A 21,728-nucleotide genomic window follows, 5' to 3' on the forward strand; every position below is an offset into this window, starting at 1 on the left:
TATCCTCCAAGTTTTTTATTTGTTGAACATAGATAAAGACATCAATTCTTTTTTATTTTCTATATCTATATCATCATTTTCATCTTCTTCATTGTTTAGAGCTATATTTATATGTATATCTCCTCCAACATCTTCTACAACTAAATCTCTTTCATTAGAAATCCCTTTATCTTCATGTATTTCTAATTCATTATAATATTCTTCTTCTAATATTATTTGTTGTGCTTCATACTCATAAAATTCTAAATTATACTCATCCTGTATGAGATTACTTTTTTCTAAGTTTATTTTTATATCTTTTTCAGGATTAGTTTCATTACTAATAGATTTTATATTAAATATCTGATTACTTAATTCATTGGTATTAAAATTACTCTGTTCAAAAGATTTATTTTCACATTCTGCTATCAACATATCTAACTCTTGAAGAGCTTTTATATTTCTTTCTTTCATATCTTCTTCCATATGTTCATCAATTGTTATTTCATCTCTAAAAGAATATAGCCAATCTTTATGGAATTCTTTGGACCATTCTTTGAGCATATAATATATTGGTATTTCTTCCATTTCATCACTAAGTTCATGGTTTGTGTAATCCATCTTGCTCATTTTTATAGGATTTTGCCCTTTTAGCATTAATATAGAATGAAACGGATTTATCCTTCTAACCTCATCCATATTTAAAATATTTCTTTTTACATATTTTTCGGATATTTTCTTTTCTAATGGATTAAAACTATATTTATCTTTACTTTCTGAAAAATCTTTAATAGTCATAGAACCTAAAGTGTCTGAGATAAATTTAGCAGTTGTATTTTCATTACATCCCAAAAATATATGATTATCACAATTTCCTAAAATATCTTCCCATTTTCCTTCTGGATATCTATTTTGAAGTTGTGTTATATTTTGAAATATTACAAACGCATTTATACCCCTTGAACGTATTGTAGCCATTTTCTTTTCAAAGTCAGGAATCTGAGCTATATTAGGAAACTCATCTAATATGAAATTTACTTGTTTATCTAATTTTCCTGTTGGTTTTCTATCTGCTATTGATATCAATTTTATAAAAGCCATAGAAAAAAATAAACAGGCCATAAAATCAAATGAAGCATGTGAATCTGGTAAAACAGCAAAATAAGCACATTTTTTTCTTCCTGGAAGCCCTAAGTCTATCTCATTTTCTGAGGTAAGCATTTTAAATTTTTTAGACTGGAACAATTGTAATCTAGTTGCTAATCCAGAGATCATTCCAGATCTTATTTTAGTATTTTCAGAGCTTTCTAAAAATATATTATATGGCTGAATCGCAATATGGTCTTCTCTAAGAAATTTAAATCTCATTTCTAGTTTTTTAGCTGCATCTTTTGCAGTTAGAAAACTATATAGTGAAGTCATATTTCTTTCATTTTCTGGAAGTTCTTTTATTATGTATAAAACTAATGCCTTTAATAAATTTTCTTGTCCTTTTTCCCAAAAATCACCTCCAGCTTTTTTATTTTCTTTTGTATTAAGCATAATTGATTGTGCAAATGTTATAGCACTCATATCATCTTCTACAGTTGATAATATGTTCCATTGATTTGAGCATTCAATATTGTTTAAGTTTAATGCCTTTACTATGTAACCAAACTTTTCTAATATACTAGAACATTTTCTAAGAAGCTCTCCTTTTGGATCTGTTATAAACATACTTTCTTCTGAGCGAATGAGATTTAAAATATTTGGAATAACAAAACTACGAGACTTCATTGAACCTGAACTTCCAAATACAGCTACATTTCGATTATTGAATGTATTTTTAGGCAAGGTGATTATATCCTTTGTACCCCTAAAATATCCAAATATTATACCTTCATTTGTATTAATTGAAATATAATCCTGTAATTTGTTAATTTCGCCTCTTCCCATCCATTCAGCAGTTCCATATGTCCCTAAATTTTTTGCACAATCTATTTTTTTCTCTTTCTCCTCAAAATTAAAAGAACCGGATTTATTTACAATGAATATGGCTCTTATTATGAATCCAAATATTAAGAAAGTTATATTAAGATTTATAAGTGTAAATATTATTTGGAAATTAAATAACTTAAACAAAACTTTAATAGGAGAAAAATATAGCTCTAATAAATTTACATTAAAGAATCCTTCTCTAATCATAATTACAATAGGAGCTTCCATGTATATTATTGTAGCTATAAGTGCTAAATACTTTTTTTGACTACTTCTTGGTATCTTTTTTAATATATTACTTAAAATTAGATAAATCTTTGATAATTTAATCACCTCCTAAAAAAAATACAATATTCAGTTATAGAATCTGAATATTGTATTTAATAAATTGGATTTATTTAGTTAATTAGCTATTCATCATGTAAAAGATTAGAAACATTTATAAAATAGCTTTAAATGGGTATTTAATGCCTTATTTGTATATAGAATTAATATCTAGACTAACTATCTTTGCATTCTTAAATTCATTCTTTACTTTATCTCTTTGATGTTCAAAGCATAGGATATAACAACTATCAATTGTCTGCTCCTGTATAAAATAATTAACTAGTTCCTCTTTTACAAAATCATTTTCTAAAAAATTAAATGTTATTATATTATTTATATAGAGATAGTTATTTATAAACTTTATATTGATATTGCTCTTTAGCAAATCAAATATATTTTCATTATTGAGCATATCATCAGAAATTAAATTTAATACTTTAAATGAATCCTCTTTCAAACTCATTAATATTTCTTTTTTGATAAATTTTTTTTGAATGTCTATTGATTTATAATATCTTAAATTATCTTCATTTTCGAAGAATATAATTACATTTTCTATCATTAGATCATTAATCTCATTTATAACTTTTTTAATATAAAAATTGTTTGAATTTCTTTTTATTTTATATACAAAATATTCTTTGTCATTATTACCAATAACTTTCCCATAAAATAATTTTATAAACTCTGTTCCATCTTTTATATATTTACCATTCTGTATTTGTGAACGTCCTAATCTTTTTTTGAAATTTTTAAAACTATACAATAACTCATGAATCTCTGCTAAAAATCTTCTTTTTTCCATTCTCAAATAATTTTTATAATGAATTTTTTCCCCAAGCAATTTTAAATAGATACGACCTTCATTACCTAATGTGAACATTTTATTATTTTCCTCAATATATTGTTCTTCTTTAAGTCTATTTATTCTTGCATACTTATACTGATTAGAATATTTATTCTTTGGGTCTTTTAACTCATAAAATTTATGTAAATACTTTCTTTTCACAGATCCATACTCATTTAATAATTTTAAGCATTCTAGATCTCGTTCTTTAATTGTTATATCACCCAATTGTATAATTTTCCTTTCTTTATTCAAATTTTTTTATCTGAAATATAACTCTTTTTTATTTCAATTTCCTAGCAAATTTTTTTAAAGTTATTTGAGATTTTATCGGTACACAAATCTCAGCTTTTTTTGTTAGCATACCTAAATCTGTACCTATTTTGTCAGGAAATTTTTTCATGAAACCATTGCAAATACTACATTTAACTCCTTTTTTTTGTATTGAAATTCAATACTTTTTTAGAATAAGTATTTCAATATTGAAAAATGCGATTTTTCAATATTGAAAAATTATCATTTTGTATATTAAAAAACTCATTATAATATACAAATCTCATTTACATATTCTAAGGAAAAATCTTGATTATAAATTGTTATTTCTAGACCTATATTTTCACTACTTTCACCAGTCATTAGTATTTTTACTTGCTCAAAATTATCATCCTTGATTAAATTAGATTTCATAATTGCATCTGTATATGTTTTAAAAAAATAGTTATCAACATCATACTTTAGATAATCTAAATACAACTTATATTTTATGATAATTTTGTTGAAATGTTCGTTAAATCCACTTAATTTATAAATTATTAACTGTTGAATCAATTCTTTATAATCAGAATAATATCTTGAAGATTCTACTGAAAATAAATTTGGTGGCAACATATCTGTCCATATTTTTATTTTTTTGTTTTCTACATATTCATTTACTTCGATTAACTTATCAGAATAATTACTCACATCATCTAATTCTAATCTTTCAGCTACCTGTTCATTTTTCATTATTTGTTGTACTAAATGATACTTTGTATTCTCTAATGTTTCTAAAGCCTTAAAGATATTTCCATTATTTAAATTTATTTTATCTCTTATGTCTTTTAGCGAATGGTCTATAATATAACTTTCTTCACTCAAATAAATCACCTCTATTCTTGGTACATAAATTATACTTTTTTATCAAATCTTCATTATCATATTTATTTCCTATAATGGTTATCTCATTTGACTCATTAAATAATAAATAGTAACTATCACCATCATATATTTTCCAACTTCCATTATGAAATTTCACTACCCCTATTATTGATTTTTTATCAAAATACAAGTCTTTCATATCATTTTTAGCTATATATACTATTGAATGAACTATATCATCAGAATATATATTAGTTCCATCAGAATCCTTTTTAAATGTAATTTCTCCTAGCGTATTTCTTTTTATTGGTATATGATGATCTATTAAATCTGGTTTTCCTGTGTTATATACTATCTTATGTATTTTAGTATCATTAACTCCTGTTGAATAATAATGTCCATATATCCAGTGATTATTTTTTATAGATTTTCCTCTAAATGTTTTTATTTTCATCTGCTCACCTTTAAAGTTCTGTAATTTTATAAGTAATATTATTTAATTCAAAACAATCTGAATCACTATATTTCTTCTTAAGAGTATTAAAAACAAAACTTATATCCTCATTTATAATTTCAAATTCTTCATTTCCTATAACTGATTTATACAACTCGCTTTCATTTAAACTTGTTATATAATCTTCAGCTATTGTATTTTTCTTTATTAATTTTTTAATCTCATACTTATGTCTAAAACTATTCTGTATAACTGTAGTTCCTAACAGATTACTGTTTATATAAATACAATCTGACAAAAGCTTTATTTCACTATAATTTCCTAGCTGAAAAAGTGATATCTCTGATACTTCTTCTATCACAAGTTTTTTATAAATTGTTATATGAATAAATATCTCCTCAATATTAGCTACAAATTCTATTTTGTATTTTCCAAATTTATTTAACATATTTCCTCCACAATATTATTCATTATTTGATGTTGTTAGTATAGATGATTCATTATCTATATTATTTCTGTATTCCTTAGGATATAGCTCGCCATTAGTTAATATCTCTTTTGCCTTTTCTATAGATAGAAATTCACTTATTATAACTGTATCAATTAATAGCTCTTTTGATTCTTCTTCATATTTACACAACCTTCCCCAATAATATAATTTTTTATTTAAATATTCATTTGATTTTTCATCAACATATACAACACCCCAATTTGTTTGTCTATTACATTTAAATAGAATAGAAGGATACTCTATCCCATCTATTCTGCAATTAGCTAAAATCACATTATAATTTAGTTGACTTTCTAATTGTTTTTTAAAGTTCTTTCTTTCATTTTTATCGAAAAACATTTTTATCACCTCTTAAAAATATTCATAAAAAAAGTTATATTGTAGGCTATATAAAGCAACTACAATATAACTGATGAACATAAAAAAAGAGTTATCTTATTAAAATAACTCTTTTTTAATCCTTATTTTCTAAATATTTTAGATTTTTAATTAATACAGTTAAAACTTCTTCTACAGTTCTCAATTGATCAGGATTCAAATCTTCCAATTTATTTGTTATTTCATTTAAAACATTTGGTTTAACATGCTCAACTGAATCTTTAAGAATTATATCTGCTGATATGTCTAAAGCATTTATAAGTTCTAAAAATGTACTCAAACTTGGTATTTTTCTACCTCTTTCAATATTACTGAGATGGTTATACCCTATATCAATTTTTTCAGATAGTTGTTCTATTGTGAGTCCTAATTCTTTTCTTCGTTCTCTTATTCTAGTACCTAAAAATTCCATGATGATCTCTCTCTTTACATAATTTTATTCATAGTATATATTTTTGAATTTTATTTTGTAACACCCTAGAAGAACGCATTACGTTCTTCTAGGTTTAATTACTATTAAATATCTTATGCTTTTTTCTAAAAATTATGCTTGATACAGAATAAACACTATAACTTCACAACCATCTTATGTTTTAAAATGATAATTACTTGAAAAGATAACTCTTCTAAATACTATTATGATATAAAATAGTTTAATTATTTTTTTCTTCTATTAAAAATTAAACCTATTGTAGATAATATTCCTATACCCCAAAATATACCTATCCCCGTATCACCTGTAGGAGGATTATTTTTCTCTATATTATTATTATCAATTTCCTTTTCTATCTTCTCATCATTTATAAGAGAACTTATACTATTTGAGGATTCTTCTTTAGAATTATTATCTTTGTCTTTTACTTCTTCATCTTTTTTAGGATATATTATTACTCCATCTGGTTTAAGTATTGCTCCACCTTCTGGTATTTGAATTGTCCCATCTGGAAATATAATTATCCCTCCTGGTGGTACAATTATATTTCCATTATCATCAATAGTTGGTTTTTCACCTTCTTCATTTGGTTTAATTTCTGTTCCATCTGGTTTTTCAATTGTTCCATCTGGAAATACCTTGTTTTCGTCTTTGTCAATGAATATATCTTTATTATCATCTTTACCTGCATCATCATCTATATTAGGAAGCTTATCACCATTTACGTTATCTTCATCTTGATTTGGTTGGTCTGGTCTAGTTGGAATGTGATTATTATGTGAATCATCATTATCATTATCACCCCAATCTGGATTTGGATTAGGTTCCTCACCATTATTATTGTCCCATCCACCATCTTTTACAAATATTGTCGCTCCTGCTACAGTTGTATTATTATCTGAATTTTTTACTTTGTAAGTCACATTGTATGCACCAGGTTTAATTGTATTTACAATACCAGACGCTTTTATTTGTGCTGTTATGTCTCCATCTACATCATCATAAGCATATACTCCACTTTTTATATTAAATGTATCTCCTACATTTAGGTATTTATTATAAGTTTTTATTCTCGCCCATCTTCCATTTTGCCAATTTTCATTATTATTACCTAAATTTGGTTTATCTGCTCCTTTTTCTATGACATACACAACTCTAGTAAATTTTACTTTATTACCATCACTATCACTTACACTATAAAGTATTACATATGTCCCAACTGCATTAATATCTAAGTTAGTTTCATAAGTTATTTTATTTGTTATGTCTCCATCTTCAGCATCAATAACTCTTATACCATTTAAAATTCTATCTTCTCCATATTTTTCGCCTACATAAATGTAATCTTCATCCCAAAAATTGACTTCTGGAGGACTATTTATTTCATTTGGTTTGGAATCTGGTAATTGCTCACTATAGTCTATAACTCTTATCTTACATACTCTTGAAGTTTCTTGACCTTTAAAATCTGTTACTGAATATACTAACTCATATTCACCTTTTTCATATCTGTTTACAAATCCTTTGACTTTGATAAAATTGGTTAAATCTTGACCTTTGTAATCTTTTGCAGTAACACCTTTCATTATTTTAAATTCATCACCAATCATTATGGTTGCAGTACTCACTCCATTTATAATTGGAACTCCAGTTATATTTATAATAGGTGGCTCAATTACTTCCTCAGCAGGTGGTTTACCAATTTCATAATGTACAATATCTCCTTCATTGTCATAAGAATCAATTGGCACAACATGAATATATTTATATCCTTTATGTTCAAATTCTATTTTATTAGTAGATATAGATGTGGTTATCATACCACTTTTTAAATTATCTTCTCTTTTATTGCTTAATTTCCATTTAAAAGATTTAACAACTCCACTTATACTTCCTGTAACTCCCCATTCATTTCCTTCTTCACTTGTCATATCCCTAAGAATTAAGTTATCTTCCTTTAATCTAGTTCTAACTTGATACTTTTCAGAAGCTCCTACATCTCTAGCATTTATATTAAGTGTAATTTTATCCTTTAATTCATCTGTATCCATATCACTACCATGTATATTATTTACTTTTGGACCATAAATATCTTTTGCATTTTTATCTACAAAATTTAAATCTTCTGTATATCCAACAGTTTTATAGTTTCCAATTTCATAATCATATTTTCTAACTTCATAAAATACTTTTTCTTTTAAAGGGTTCTCTTCCCAGGATATGACTAAATTATTTTCTTCAAAGTCTGGCGTTACTTTAATTTCCATATCAGCATATACAATTATATTTCTTTTCACTTCTCTTTTATTCCCTTGAGAATCTTCAACTTTATATGTTAATAGGTATTTTCCATTTACATCTGAATTTACTTTTCCCTCAATTTCTATTTTAGACGTTAAATCTCCATCTTCTGTGTCATATGCACTTATTCCTTTAAATGGGTCAAATTTATCCCCTTCTTTAACCCTTATAGTGTTCACACCCCTTATAACGGGAACATGATTAGTATCATATTTGCTACTTATTAAATGATGTGCAGTTTGGCTTACATTTCCATTTAGGTCAATAGCTCTCACATGTAGAAATTTGAACTTACTATTAGATATATCTATATCGCTCACATTTTTTGCATTTACAAAATTGGCTGCTTCTGTATCTTCCTTATCGTCTATTATATAATTGAACCCTGCTAATCCAACTGAAACAGAACCATTTTTAATTTCACTAGAGTTTATAACATTACCATTTATGTCTATTGCTTCAACGAAGTATCTATATGTTGATGCTAAATCTCTTGCTAATAATTTTAATTCAGTATTTTGTTCTGAATCTTTATTGATTCCTTTATCTGCTAATTTTATTATATTTTTAGTTAAAATAGTAAGTCTACCAATTTTACTCGTTTCTTCTCCGATAATTACTTCATTTAAATAAGTTATTATCGGGGAACTTACATCATTGGCTGAATTATCTATAAATGTGGTATCATTGAAAACTCCTTTTTCTTCAAAATCATACCCATTTATATTTGTTCTATATAATTTATACTTAACAGCATTTTTTACCTCATTCCAATTGATTACCAATTCATCTTTTTTTGGTTCTTCTATATTTAACTTCATATCACCTGTAACATTTACTTTTACAATTACTTCTGATTTTAAGCCTTTACTATCTTCAACACTGTATTTAATTTCATATACACCTTTTATTTGATTATTGACTTCTCCTTCAACAACTAACTTATCTGTTAAATCTCCATCTTCTAGGTCATATGCTTTTACACCATCCAGTTTATTAAATTCTTCTCCTATTTTAATAACTCTATTTTTTCCTTTTACAGTTATTCGTGGCTCATTATTATGTGTTTCATCAGCAAGTTTAATATGTTTTGTTTTTGTAGCATTACCTTGCTCATCTATTGCTTTTATATGAAGATATGTATTATAAGTTATATTTTCAAAAGAAAATTTTCCATCTGTATTATTTATAATATTATCATCAAGCTCTGTATCTGGATTTTCATCAACAATGTAGCTATATCCTTTAAACTTAGATGTGACTGTAGCTTTAGAAACATTTGAATATGCAGTTTGATAATCGTCTTTATCATAACTTTCTATTTTATATTCATATGTCGTTCCAACTTCTTCTGCATGAAATTCTAATCTCGAACTCATTTCCTTATCAAATATTAAAGAAAAATCGTATACTGGAGGTGTTATATCTTTTCCATCTACATCTTTAAGATAATTTTCTTTTGTACTCTCTGAGATAGTTTTAAATTCATCTGAATTACTATTCAACTCTCTTCTAAAAACTTTATAATATTCTGAATCTTTATATTTATTCCAACTCAAATTAACACAATTACTTTTATTATCATTTGTAGAATTCAAAACAATATCTTGATTTGATACTATTTTTTGTATATGTGCAGTATCTTCATATTTATATATAATGCTACTATCATTATTTTTATCATTTTCAAATTCAACAACAAACCCCTCTATGTCTGTCCAATATGGGTCAGGTGAGTTGTTTGTGTCATTCCATAAACCTTTTGAATTTTTAATAGACACCATATAATGTTCAGTTCCTCCAAAATTATTCGGTTCTCCAGAACACCAATTTGTAAATTTAACAAGCTCTCCTGTAACCCACTTCCATTGACCTTCTTTTTCCTCATCTGTTGCTCCAAGCCAAGTAGTTTTCGTTGTTAAAGAGTTAAACAGGTCTAACTCATGTTTTGATTTAATTGTTGCTAAGTGTCCTTTTAGACCCTTATATTCCATTTTTTCAGCTTCTAATTTAGCATTTTTCCAACTTATTCTTTTCGCTTCTACAAATTGATAATAATTACCATTTTGAGGATTATATACCATATCATCTACATTATTATTTTGTAATCTTACATTAAATGTAAAACTTGTACTATTATCATGTTCTATCTCAATTGATTTAATTAATTCTTCTGCTTCTTCTGTAGTATATTTATCTTTTAATATTACCTGTTGCCCTTTTACAGATTTCTTTACACCTTTGTCATTGTATTTAATAAGTATGCTATTATTAAATCCTTCATTTATATAAAGTTTAATACCATTTATTAATTCATTGCTATTATTTGTAATTTTTGCATCAGGAAAATTAACTAGGAATCTTTTCTTATTTGCTTCACCTAAATCAAGATTTAAATAATCAAAATCTTCCTTTACTGTAATGTATTTTATAGCCTTACTCTCTTGTTCTTTACTATCTTTCACACTATATTCTATTGTCCATTTTCCTAAGATATTTGTATCAAATTTATCAGTTATTTTACCATTTGGATTTTTAATACTCACTTTTATATCTTTAGTTAAATCTCCATCATAATCATCTTCTGCTGAGATATTTTTCATAACATCATACTCTTCATTTTGTGAGACTGATATGTTTCCACCAATTCTTAAAACTGGTGGGTTGTCTATAAATAATCCTGTTATTGGTAATGTAACTATCTGACTCTTATTTCCTGCTTTATCTATAGAGATTATATGGATATATTTTTTACTTGCTAATTCTTTTGCAGAAATAAATCCATCTGAACTATTTATTACATCCCCCAAATTTGATGATGGAGTAGCGTTATCAGTAACTTCATAGCTAAAACCTTCAAGACCAGATTTTATTTCAACCATTTTTTTATTTGAAGTATGCGTTACATCTCCAAATTCTGATACACCTTCCACATAATATTCAAATTTAGAAGCAACATCCTCAGAATCGAATTTTAAACCCTGTTTTATTCCTGTATCGTATAATTTATATATAGGAGTTGTTGGTTCATTTATATCTTTTCCTTCAATATCTTCAAAATAACTTTCATTTTTATCTGATGAAATTACTTGAAAATCCCCTATATCATTTTTCTTTTGAAATACTTTATAATAACTTATATCTTTAACATCGTTCCAATCTAGTATTACTTTATTTTCTTTTTTATCTACTAATGTATTAAGTACTATATCTTGTTTAGACTTAAAAGGTTCAATATTTATAATGCTTTCATAGTCAAAAATATTTATTGTATCTGGAGAAGGAAGTTTATCTTCCATCCCAAATTCTACTACAAAACCATTCCTTTCTTTATTATCTGTTGATGCTTCATTCCAAAATGATTGTTCTGTTAACATACTTAAAACTTCTTTTTCGCTTTCTGAATCTATTTTTACTAAATAACCTTTATTACCTAAAAACTCTTGTTTACTTGCTTCTTTTTTAGCATCTTCTAAGCTAATTCCCTTCGAATAAATAAATTTATAATAATGATTATTTTCATAATTATAAATTATACTTTCAGCATCATTACTACTTAAAACTATATTAAAGTTAAATTTCTTACTATTATCATGTTCAATTTTTACTGATTTAATTAAATTTTCAGCATCTTTAATGGTTAATTCATCATCTATAACTATACTTCTATTAGTTGTTATTTTTTCAATTCCATTTAGTGTATAATGAACTTTCATAGAATCATTAAACTCATTGCTAAAATACATCTTAATTCCATTTACTTTTTCATTTTGCTCTTTAGATTCTATTTTAGCATTTGGAAATTGTGTAAACTTACTTGTTGTTAATAGTTCTCCAACATTAAGTTTTAAGTTTATATTCTTTATTACATTTATTTTTCTGATATATTCTGTAGTTTGACCCTTGCTATCAGTTACCTTATATTCTATAATCCAGTTCCCTAGAATATTTGTATCTATATCAGATACAACTTCCCCTTTAGGAGATATAATTTTAGTATTAATTTTACTTGTTAAGTCTCCATCTATTTCATCAGTAGCAGACACTCCCTCATTTACATCTATTTTACTATTTGCTTTTAAAGAACTATCTCCAGGTACATTTATAACAGGAGGTTCATCTACAAACAGACCTAAAATTGGAATTGTTTTTATAGCACTAATATTTCCTGCATTATCAACTGATGCTACATATAAATAATTTTTATCTACTAAATCTCTAAATTGTATAAAACCATTACTTTTATTTTTTAATTCAAGTGGTATTGTAGAACTATTGCTTACCTCATAAACAAATTCTTTAAAATCACTTTGTACATTTATATTTTCAACATTTGATGTTCCTATTTTATTTCCATTTCTGTCAATTGCATTTATATAATATGAATATTCACTTCCTAAATCGTCTGAATTTAATTGTATTCCTTTTTTCAATTCATCTTGTATTTTATATTCTGGAACTAAAGGGGCTACTGAATCTTTTATACTATAATCATCTATTTCATTAATATCTGATGTCACACTTTTAGATAAGGTCCAACTCTTATCATCTTTTTTCTTAACATAAATATTGTATGCATATGCTTCTAAATCACTATTCCATTTTAATTTTGCTTTTTCTAAATTATCTACTAAAGTAACTTTTAAATTTATATCTGGTTTAATTTTAATATTAGTAGAGACTTTATCTAAAAATCCAAGTTTGCTAACATTTGCACTCCCCCATCCGTTATTTACGACATAATATATAGAAATTGCATCATAACTATCTCTTTGTACATCAATTTCTCTTAATTTAGTATAATCGTAATTTGGATAGAATATTGTAAAATTACCTATATCTTTCCATATGTTATTTTTTAACCCCTTAATATAAAAGCGATTATCTACTCCAGAAGTTTTTGATATACTTACAGTACTAATTTTTAATGGTGAATTAAATGTTATTATTGCAGTATTTCCACCTTTTCCAGAATACCAGCCTCCTGTTAAAGCTTCTGGTTTATCTGATGTAGTTCCCAAAGGAATATATCTTTCTTCTGCTAAAGTAATATTTAAATTATATTCTAAGCTGCTATCACATTTAATTTTTAGTGTCTTTAATACTTCATCCAACTGTTCTTGATTAGAAAGTGCTATAGATAAGCTATTTTGTTTTTTAGTATATTCAATGTCATTTAATTTATATTTTATTTCTATATCGTTACTAAAACCCTTCTCAAAGTTTATATTTAAGTTACCTTTTCTATATAGTAAGCCTTTAGCATTTGGAAATAATACATTTCCGTTTCCATCATTCTCATAGTCACCTAAATCTAGTTCTAAATTACCTTGAACTTGTGGTATGCTATAATTTTTTGTTATTGTAACTGTCTTACCTAATAGGCTAATAGAAAATTCACAACCTTCATATTCATCATAACTTATAGAAAAACTTCTTAGAAGCTCATTTAAAGTATCTTGTGTTAATCCTTCGATAACTATATCTTTTCCCTTTTTAGTTATCTCTTCGCCATTTATACTATATCTTATTTCTAACTCAGTTTTTGAAACAAAATTTAAATCTGCCTTATCTCTTATTTTTCCAGCAGCATTTTTGAATGTTATTATTCCATTAGAATGTTGTATTTCACCCATATCCAAGCTATCATCCATTTCAATTTTAATATCTTTTGTAATCTTTTTCCCAGAGTTGAAATTTAGAGAAAAAGACATATCTAAATTAGATGTGTTATCATGTGATATTTTAAGACTACTTAATACTTCTTTTAGTTGCTCATTATTTTCTATATTAATAACTATATTTTCATTGTTTTCTTTTTTTTCTTCGCCATCTACACTATAAGTTGTTACTAAATTTCTATTATATCCATTTTTAAATGATATATTTAAACTAGTATTTGTATTTATTTTGCCAGCTGCACTTGGAAATGTTATATTCCCTTTTCCATCGCTGTTAAAATCACCTATTTCAAAATTAGCTTTATCTATAGATATGTTTAAACATTCCTTTTTTTTATCAGACATAAAAAACTCTAAATCATAGATATGAGCCCAATCTCTTCCATATGAATAGAATTCTAGCTCTTCATAATTATTAGGAACGACATCGAATTTTGCATTTGATTGATTTGCCCCAAATGAGCCAATATCTTTCCAAGTTCCATTATTTTTCCCCCTAACAATTAAAGCGTTTTTAGAATTATATCTTATTGCAGATAGATATACATTATTTATATTTTTTAAATACATTGATGTATTATAAGTTCCTGCGTTCCATCCTACACTACCTTTAAAAACATTGCTAGGTTGATTATTTCCATAACCTATTCCTGAAGCTACAAAATTTTTAGGAATCTGCCAAGATAAATTTTCCATATCTGCATCTGAAGAAACTGAAAATATCTTTAAAGAACATCCTTCAAGTTCATCAAAAGTAATTTCTAAGCTTTTTAATATCTCATCTAGTTCCTTTTGAGAATTTATTTCTATTTTAACAGTCTTATCTTTTTTTATTATTTCCTCTCCATTTAATTGATACTTTATAGACGTATCCTGATTTTCTACATCATTGAGCTCAAAGACTATACTAGAACCAAATCCGACTGTATTTCCCTTAGCATCAGGAAATGTGATTTTATTATTTATTACTTTCTTTTCTCCAAGCTCTAAATTTAACATACTTTCAATTTTATCTACTGTTACAGAATCTGAAGCAAGTTCTTCTTCTAAATTAGAGTTTAATATAACTTCATGTATAGTAGCCCAAGCACTTCCTAATCCTCCAGTAGCTATCCAAGACGAACTTACATTAATTTCATCATAATCACCTTTTTTTATAATAGGGATATCAACTGTATTCATCTCATTCCCTTTCACTATTTCAACTGTTTGACCAATTACCTCTGATGACCCTCCTTTCTTACCAGTTATAGTGTATTGATTTTTTATTGTTGTCGATGGAGATACTTTTAATTTTATAGTATCAACTTTAGTTTGACTTGGAAATTTGAAATTGATATTTCCAGATTCACTAGGAGCATTCCAATACGTGTTTACATTACAATCAATCACATTCGCTGGATAACCTGCACCATAATAAGTTCCTGTTGCAACCGTTCCATCAGGAAAAGTTTTCTTTAGTTCCATATCTACAAGGCTTACATCAATTTTAACTTTTTGGTTTTTTGTATTTAACTTCAATGTTTTTAGTATTTCATTTATTGTTTTTCTATCATATGCCTCTGTAATTACCACTTTTTCATCACTATTTATCTTATTTCCATTAACTTCATATTCAGTTCCTATAGGTGTCGAATATTCAAGCTTTAGACTCAATTTATCAAATCCATTTACAACTGCACTTGGAAAAGTAACAAAAGAGTCATTAATAGATGGCTCGCCTAAGTTTAAACTTGGAGAATCAGTATAATTAAAATGCTGTGCTTCAGTTTCATCAAATGAAATCTCGCAAAGTCTACTCATATTATCGTCAGATAAATTAGGGATTACTTTTACTCCTTTATAGATACCTTTATCTACTTTAATAGTTTGAGTCTCTCTAGAATAGAGGTCTATAGCGTAGTCATTGGCTTCACCTATCTTTGTCCAATTTCCATCTTTAAGTGCTTGTATTTCTGCACCATTTTTTCTTCCAAATGTCAAATTTATTTTATCTAATTCTGTTTCTTTATCAAATAATAACTGCCACCAACCTGTTCCATCAGCTTTAAAATGGCTTCCTAAATTCCCATCTATTGCTTCTTTTTCTCCATCACCATTTGAGCTTATAGTTCCTTTTGGAATACTAGTCAATTTTATTGAGAAATTTACATTCCCATCACATTTTATTTCTAATGATTTTAATACTTCTTCTAACTCTTGTTGATTTTCTATTCTTATATTTATAACTCGACTTTTAAGAGAAGGTTCATATGTTATTCCTTCCATTTTATTTCCATTTTTTATATAACTAATTTTCACATTACTTTCACCATCAAAATTAAAAAATAGATTAGCTTGTTCTTTTATAACTCCCTTTGCATCAGGAAAACTTAGAATTCCATCGTCATTTTCATATTCACCCATATCAAGTAAAAATTTTTCATTTTCTAAATTATTTTCATAATTCTTATTATCAGCAAAAACATTAATACTAGGTGTAATGCCTAAACTAGTTGAACTTGCAATTATAGTAGATAATAAAACTGAAATTACTTTTTTGTTGTACATACACAACACCCTTTCTTTATATTTGTTAATTAATTTTAATTGCTTTATTCTTGATAGGATCTTTAATCAATACTTAGTAATATTGAATTTTCCAAATTTAATACTATAGATTTCTATCACTATACAAAACAATCAATCTTATAATCTTTTGCTTTACTTTTTTCCCCATTAAAAAAACGACTTACAAAGTCGTCTTTATTTTTATCAATTACTTTTATTTTTTGTAATTTTTTTAGTTCATAAGTGTTTTGTAACTCTTGTATCAATTTTTCATGTTTCATTTTTTCATCTTGAAACACTATTTTTATTACTATTTCTTTTACATTAGATTTATCCATCATACATAATATCCTCATTATTTTATTTTGTATCATTTATCACATCAGAATATCCATCAACATGTGTAACTCCTGTTGTTATTCCATCTAGTATGTCTTGTACCGATGCCAAGTCATCATTAGCTTTACTTATTTCATTATTTATAACCGTAATGTCTGTGGAATCATCTTCACCACCAGAATTTCCTTTTAGCTCATTATATTGTTCAGTTAACTTAGCTCTTTCTTCTTTTAATCTATTTACTTCTGCTATTAGCTTTGTTTCCCCTTCTGATAATAGCTTTGCATCATTATCCAATCCTAGTAATGTATTTATAATATTATTGGCTGTATCGCCACCTGTGTAAGTCATTGCGATTACAGAAACAGATGCTGTTGCTATGCCTAATGCAGCTAGCTTTTTAAGATTTTTCATAATACTTTTCCTCCTAATCTGTTAATGCAGGGAAATTATCATCATCCAAATCAAATATTCCCATATATCCAGTATAACTATCATCATTAGTGCCTGTCATTCCAGTAAAAGCCACTTTATTCCCAGCTAATAAAGACATATTTGTTATTTTTAAATCATCTTGAGGTTTTATGGTTTTCTTTAAAGTACCATCTGAAGATATTACCATTATGCTACTAAAATAATTAGATACTAATATATCACCATTGTTTAATGCAATGTCATACTTATTTCCTATTAAATCTTCAGTTGGGATTGTACTTTCTATTGTTCCATCTGTCGTTATTGTACTGATTGTTTTTACTGCATAAATTACACATTTCCCATCTTTTTCTTCAACTACACATGTTGGTCTTGAACTATTTCCATTATAATAAGTGTAATCATCACTTATTTTAATTGTCCATGACTTTGTCCCATCTTTTGTATACTTTGTAGCAAAAGGGAAAGCTGTACTAGAAGTTATACTATCGTAGGTTTTATTTGCATAACCTACCACAATTATATCTCCGTTTGACATTTCTATTGCATTTCCAATATTAACATTCCCACCATTACCATTTATTTTAGATTCCCATTGTTTATTCCCTGTATTATCAATACATAGAACCCTTGAATAAGCACCAGCTGACATACTACCAACACATAGATAGTTCCCATTTTTAAGTTCTATAACATTTTCAATTGTCTCAGCCATTGTATCTCCACTATCAAATTGTGTTGTGAACTCTATTTCACCTTGGGAATCTAATTTTATTATGTGTATTGTATTTGTTGTTAATTTTCCTAGCGAACTTGTTAAGCTTTTATCTTGAGAAGTAACAAGTATTAAAGCTCCACCATCTTTTGTTGCTTTGCATAGATTTATATTACTTACACTAGTATTATTTAATTCCTTATGCCAAACCTCTGTTCCATTAAGATTCACCTTTTGAAATATAGTCTTTCCAGCCTTTGTACTATTATTAAATTTATTTAATACTAATAACATGTTGTTATCTTTCAGTAAACAGCTTCCTTTTACTGCATTTATATCATCTATTCCTTTTAATTTTCTTGCATAATTTTCGCTTCCAAACTCTGGTAGAACATAATCATCATTCATAGCTTCAGCATAACCTGCAATATGTCCTTTAATTGGAGTATATTTAGATAAAGCTTCTTGTATCCTATTTGCATCACTATTAGCTTTATTTAGTTCTTCCTTTGCCTTCGCTAATTCACTTGTAGCCTTTCTATATGCCATAGAACTTGTCCTACCATTATTTTCTAACTTAGCTATTTCTGATTCTAAAGTACTTATCTGACCTTTTATTTCTTTTGCTTTTGCTACTAAGTTTTTCTCTCCTTCTTTTAATAAAGATACTCCTTCTTTCATTTCTGTTAGCTTTGTTTTAGCTTGTTCTATTATTCCACTACCATTCCATGTTACTAATAAAGCACTAGTGGCAATTGTCGCACTTATACCTAATGCAACTAATTTTCCTTTAGAACCTATCATAAACTTTCCCTCCTTAGATGTTGTCTAATCCTCTTTTGATATAAGATATTTACATTTAACATACATATCCTTTTACTTCTTTGTATTCTACCAACCTATTATTTCTTTTATAATAGTTGTTATTTCATACATCCATTCATCACTATCAAATTCAATTTGTTCACATTTAAAGGTGTTTCTAGTCCTTGTATATAGAAATTTCTTTGAGGAATAACTATACTCATCAATATATAAAATTAAACTTAGGTATATGTCTCTTGCCTTTTCTTTTTGTTGTATTAACTTTAATAACTCTTGTTCACTTCTTCTAGTAATTACAAACATTAAAATGGAATATTCTTCTGCTAAAATTTTTAATTTTTTATAATCAATACTATCTTGAAATTCTGTAGCATCTATACATATAATTTCATCTTCTTTATCATTAATTATTGCTTTCAATAAATTCTCTAATGAATAAAAAGATAATGTATCATCATTAATCTTAAGTTGAAACTCATTATATTCTCCATCAAACTTATAATTAATGGCTATATTGTCTCCTGATACTTCTATATTATCTTTAGTTAAAAATAAAACTTGCTTATCAGTTGGAAGATTTTTTATTATAGATAAAATAAGCTTCTTATTTCCACAACAAATATTACCTTCAACTGAAATCATCATTCCCTTATCTTTAGTTATCATATTATCCTCCACAAATACTATAAAATCTTAGTACAAGTATTCATATATTTATACGTTTCTAAGCTATTTAACTTTAATCTATTAGGATTTAATATATATTCCTCAAAAGCTTGTGCAAAATACTCTTGAGAGCTATTTATATAGTAGGCTTTATCCTTATCTGAGTTTAACTTCATGACATTCTTTTCTTCTTCATATATTTTTAAAAATTCTTCTGCATCACTTGCTCTTGCATTAGCATATGGAATATACGCTCCACTCATATTGTAATCAACAAAATGACCCATCTCATGTATTATTGATTGCTCAGACCAGTCGAATTTATTACTTAGATAAATTTTATTATCAAAAAAAACACCTGCTAATACATATTTGCTGAGAAATCTATCTTCTAATGATTCTGATGTTAACACAATCTTACAGCTTTTGTAGATAAACTCATCTATAATATTACTAGGTATTAAATCTAAGTATTTATATAGCTTTGAAACTTTTTCACAGTCACTCTTATTCGATTCTATGATGCTCTTATAATCATATTCTCTTTCATCATCAATTTTTATTTGTAACACATCTTGATCCCTATATGCTTGTGCATTATCACTAAAAATATTGATTATCAAAATACAAGTTATAAATCTTACAATCAATTTCTTGTTTATCCTTTTTATCAATATCTCACCTCCATATTATATAAATTAAAATAGACAAAAAAAATAAGTAGGTTTATCCTACTTATATAAGCATTTTAAATAATTTGTATTAATGATTGATTAATTCGCCAGGTATCTCTACACTATTTTTTTTCAATATTTTTATGTATTGTTCTCTAAATTCTTTTTTATTAGTTAGTAAGTCACTTATCCCATCATGGAATTCCCCATATGGTATTTTTTTGTATAATTCATCTAATAATAATAATTCTTCCTCATTTATACCTAATTTAACTATGATACACTTCATAACAGGCCATTGAAAATTTATTTTATTCATAAAATTGGCTACTCTATATGTATCTTTATTAAATAATGTATCTCTGATTATTTTAAAATAACCATAATTGTTCATAAACTCTACCATATTATAAGGTACAGCACAACGATAAGTTGATGACCAAACCAACAATAAAAAATAATTAATTTCTTTTTCAGGTATTATTTTTTCCTCAAGAAGTTTTCTAACACATATCCAGCCAATATGTTTGTCTCCAGTTTCTAAAAAATACTCCAAGTCTATCCAGACTTTTTCAAGCATATCGCTTATCCAGCCTGTCCAAATTAATCTAGCAAAGTTCTTATCTGATAAACAAATAGATAATTGTTCAGGATAATATTTTATAAAATCAACAAATAATCTCCTATCCTTCTTAACAAAATCTATCATAGATTCTCTTAAAATATTATTTTCTGAATAGATAATACCTTGCCAGAAATCATGTCTAGTATTTTGGGGACAAAACACATCATATGTAGATTCTTTTTTAAACATATTATATATATCATATAAAAGGATTTGAAGTTCTTCTATTTTAATTGAAGGTAATATACTATCAACTATATAATCTACATTTGTACCTGGTGCAGTATACCTTCTATCATAATGAGTCTTTATTTTATCTAAAATCCCTGCTTTTCCTCCATTAATAACAAACTTATTATAATTTGATTCTATAAATAGCCAAAATGACTCTATATGAGGATTGCTTATAATTTCTCCCTTTGCATGAGCACAATCATTTCTTATACTTCTCCAGTAATCATATTTTTTTCTAATATCATCATCTATTAAAAATATGTTATCAGGTTTTGTTCTATTAACTATATTAAATACTTCTGTATCCCAACTATTATCATCTTGAACTTTTTCTATTATTTGCTTCCAATAACTATCTTTTGTATTATCTGGCTTATTATGAGATGTAACAATTCTATTTCTTAACTCATGTTGAAAACCTAGATAGGTCATTATAAATGAAGCTCTATATGCTCCAATCTTATAACATATAACTCCTTCATTAAATAACTTCAAAGTCTCCCCTTTAACATTATTTGCTTCACACCATCTTTCAAACTGAAGTTTCAATTAATTCATCCCTCTCTTACTAAAATATAATATCTGCTTAATATTATATTATCATAATTTGGATTGGATAAAATAACTCTTATACTCCATA

Annotated in this window: 14 protein-coding genes; all 14 read right to left on the minus strand. The window is 26.4% G+C overall.

The annotated features are described in order from the left end of the window. Positions 1-15: 15 nt before the first annotated feature. Positions 16-2,289, minus strand: coding sequence for a VirD4-like conjugal transfer protein, CD1115 family (locus tag ACTG46_RS20855; protein WP_172693308.1), 2,274 nt, complete (start codon positions 2,287-2,289; stop codon positions 16-18). A gap of 139 nt (positions 2,290-2,428) precedes the next feature. Further along, positions 2,429-3,292, minus strand: coding sequence for a hypothetical protein (locus tag ACTG46_RS20860; RefSeq protein ID WP_131793141.1), 864 nt, complete (start codon positions 3,290-3,292; stop codon positions 2,429-2,431). A 378-nt stretch (positions 3,293-3,670) separates the two neighbouring features. Further along, positions 3,671-4,267 carry a RusA family crossover junction endodeoxyribonuclease gene (locus ACTG46_RS20865; protein WP_172693310.1) on the minus strand — a complete coding sequence of 199 codons (597 nt, stop codon included), beginning with the start codon at positions 4,265-4,267 and terminating at the stop codon, positions 3,671-3,673. After that, entirely contained in the window at positions 4,260-4,721 is a 462-nt protein-coding gene (locus ACTG46_RS20870; protein WP_228846503.1) for a YopX family protein, read from the minus strand. Before ACTG46_RS20870 ends, ACTG46_RS20865 begins: the two co-directional genes overlap by 8 nt. A 10-nt stretch (positions 4,722-4,731) precedes the next feature. Further along, complete coding sequence (locus tag ACTG46_RS20875) at positions 4,732-5,169, minus strand: hypothetical protein (protein ID WP_021383343.1); 438 nt, start codon at positions 5,167-5,169, stop codon at positions 4,732-4,734. Positions 5,170-5,184: 15 nt separating this feature from the next. After that, on the minus strand, positions 5,185-5,571 hold the full coding sequence (locus ACTG46_RS20880; RefSeq protein WP_172693312.1) for a hypothetical protein: 387 nt from the start codon (positions 5,569-5,571) through the stop codon (positions 5,185-5,187). 115 nt (positions 5,572-5,686) lie between these two features. Beyond that, on the minus strand, positions 5,687-6,022 hold the full coding sequence (locus ACTG46_RS20885; protein WP_021383376.1) for a helix-turn-helix domain-containing protein: 336 nt from the start codon (positions 6,020-6,022) through the stop codon (positions 5,687-5,689). A 245-nt stretch (positions 6,023-6,267) separates the two neighbouring features. Beyond that, positions 6,268-16,575: an immunoglobulin-like domain-containing protein gene (locus tag ACTG46_RS20890; protein WP_479924292.1), complete on the minus strand. Its 10,308-nt coding sequence runs from the start codon at positions 16,573-16,575 to the stop codon at positions 6,268-6,270. Positions 16,576-16,694: 119 nt separating this feature from the next. Beyond that, entirely contained in the window at positions 16,695-16,916 is a 222-nt protein-coding gene (locus ACTG46_RS20895; RefSeq protein WP_479924293.1) for a hypothetical protein, read from the minus strand. Positions 16,917-16,935: 19 nt separating this feature from the next. Next, positions 16,936-17,328 carry a hypothetical protein gene (locus ACTG46_RS20900; protein WP_102822229.1) on the minus strand — a complete coding sequence of 131 codons (393 nt, stop codon included), beginning with the start codon at positions 17,326-17,328 and terminating at the stop codon, positions 16,936-16,938. Between the two features lie 13 nt (positions 17,329-17,341). Then, positions 17,342-18,868, minus strand: a complete 1,527-nt coding sequence (locus ACTG46_RS20905; RefSeq protein ID WP_479921711.1) for a hypothetical protein — start codon at positions 18,866-18,868, stop codon at positions 17,342-17,344. Between the two features lie 87 nt (positions 18,869-18,955). Then, positions 18,956-19,555 carry a hypothetical protein gene (locus ACTG46_RS20910; RefSeq protein ID WP_479924294.1) on the minus strand — a complete coding sequence of 200 codons (600 nt, stop codon included), beginning with the start codon at positions 19,553-19,555 and terminating at the stop codon, positions 18,956-18,958. Between the two features lie 17 nt (positions 19,556-19,572). After that, positions 19,573-20,229, minus strand: a complete 657-nt coding sequence (locus tag ACTG46_RS20915; RefSeq protein ID WP_479924295.1) for an anthrax toxin lethal factor-related metalloendopeptidase — start codon at positions 20,227-20,229, stop codon at positions 19,573-19,575. Positions 20,230-20,317: 88 nt separating this feature from the next. Then, positions 20,318-21,637, minus strand: a complete 1,320-nt coding sequence (locus ACTG46_RS20920; RefSeq protein WP_479924296.1) for a hypothetical protein — start codon at positions 21,635-21,637, stop codon at positions 20,318-20,320. Positions 21,638-21,728: the final 91 nt, after the last annotated feature.

It is taken from the genome of Clostridioides sp. LIBA-7678 (assembly GCF_056716065.1).

Coding starts and splice junctions, on each gene's coding strand:
- ACTG46_RS20870 (WP_228846503.1), bottom strand. CDS start 4,721: ATGAAAATAAAAACATTTAGAGGAAAATCTATAAAAAATAATCACTGG.
- ACTG46_RS20875 (WP_021383343.1), bottom strand. CDS start 5,169: ATGTTAAATAAATTTGGAAAATACAAAATAGAATTTGTAGCTAATATT.
- ACTG46_RS20880 (WP_172693312.1), bottom strand. CDS start 5,571: ATGTTTTTCGATAAAAATGAAAGAAAGAACTTTAAAAAACAATTAGAA.
- ACTG46_RS20885 (WP_021383376.1), bottom strand. CDS start 6,022: ATGGAATTTTTAGGTACTAGAATAAGAGAACGAAGAAAAGAATTAGGA.
- ACTG46_RS20890 (WP_479924292.1), bottom strand. CDS start 16,575: ATGTACAACAAAAAAGTAATTTCAGTTTTATTATCTACTATAATTGCA.
- ACTG46_RS20895 (WP_479924293.1), bottom strand. CDS start 16,916: ATGATGGATAAATCTAATGTAAAAGAAATAGTAATAAAAATAGTGTTT.
- ACTG46_RS20900 (WP_102822229.1), bottom strand. CDS start 17,328: ATGAAAAATCTTAAAAAGCTAGCTGCATTAGGCATAGCAACAGCATCT.
- ACTG46_RS20905 (WP_479921711.1), bottom strand. CDS start 18,868: ATGATAGGTTCTAAAGGAAAATTAGTTGCATTAGGTATAAGTGCGACA.
- ACTG46_RS20910 (WP_479924294.1), bottom strand. CDS start 19,555: ATGATAACTAAAGATAAGGGAATGATGATTTCAGTTGAAGGTAATATT.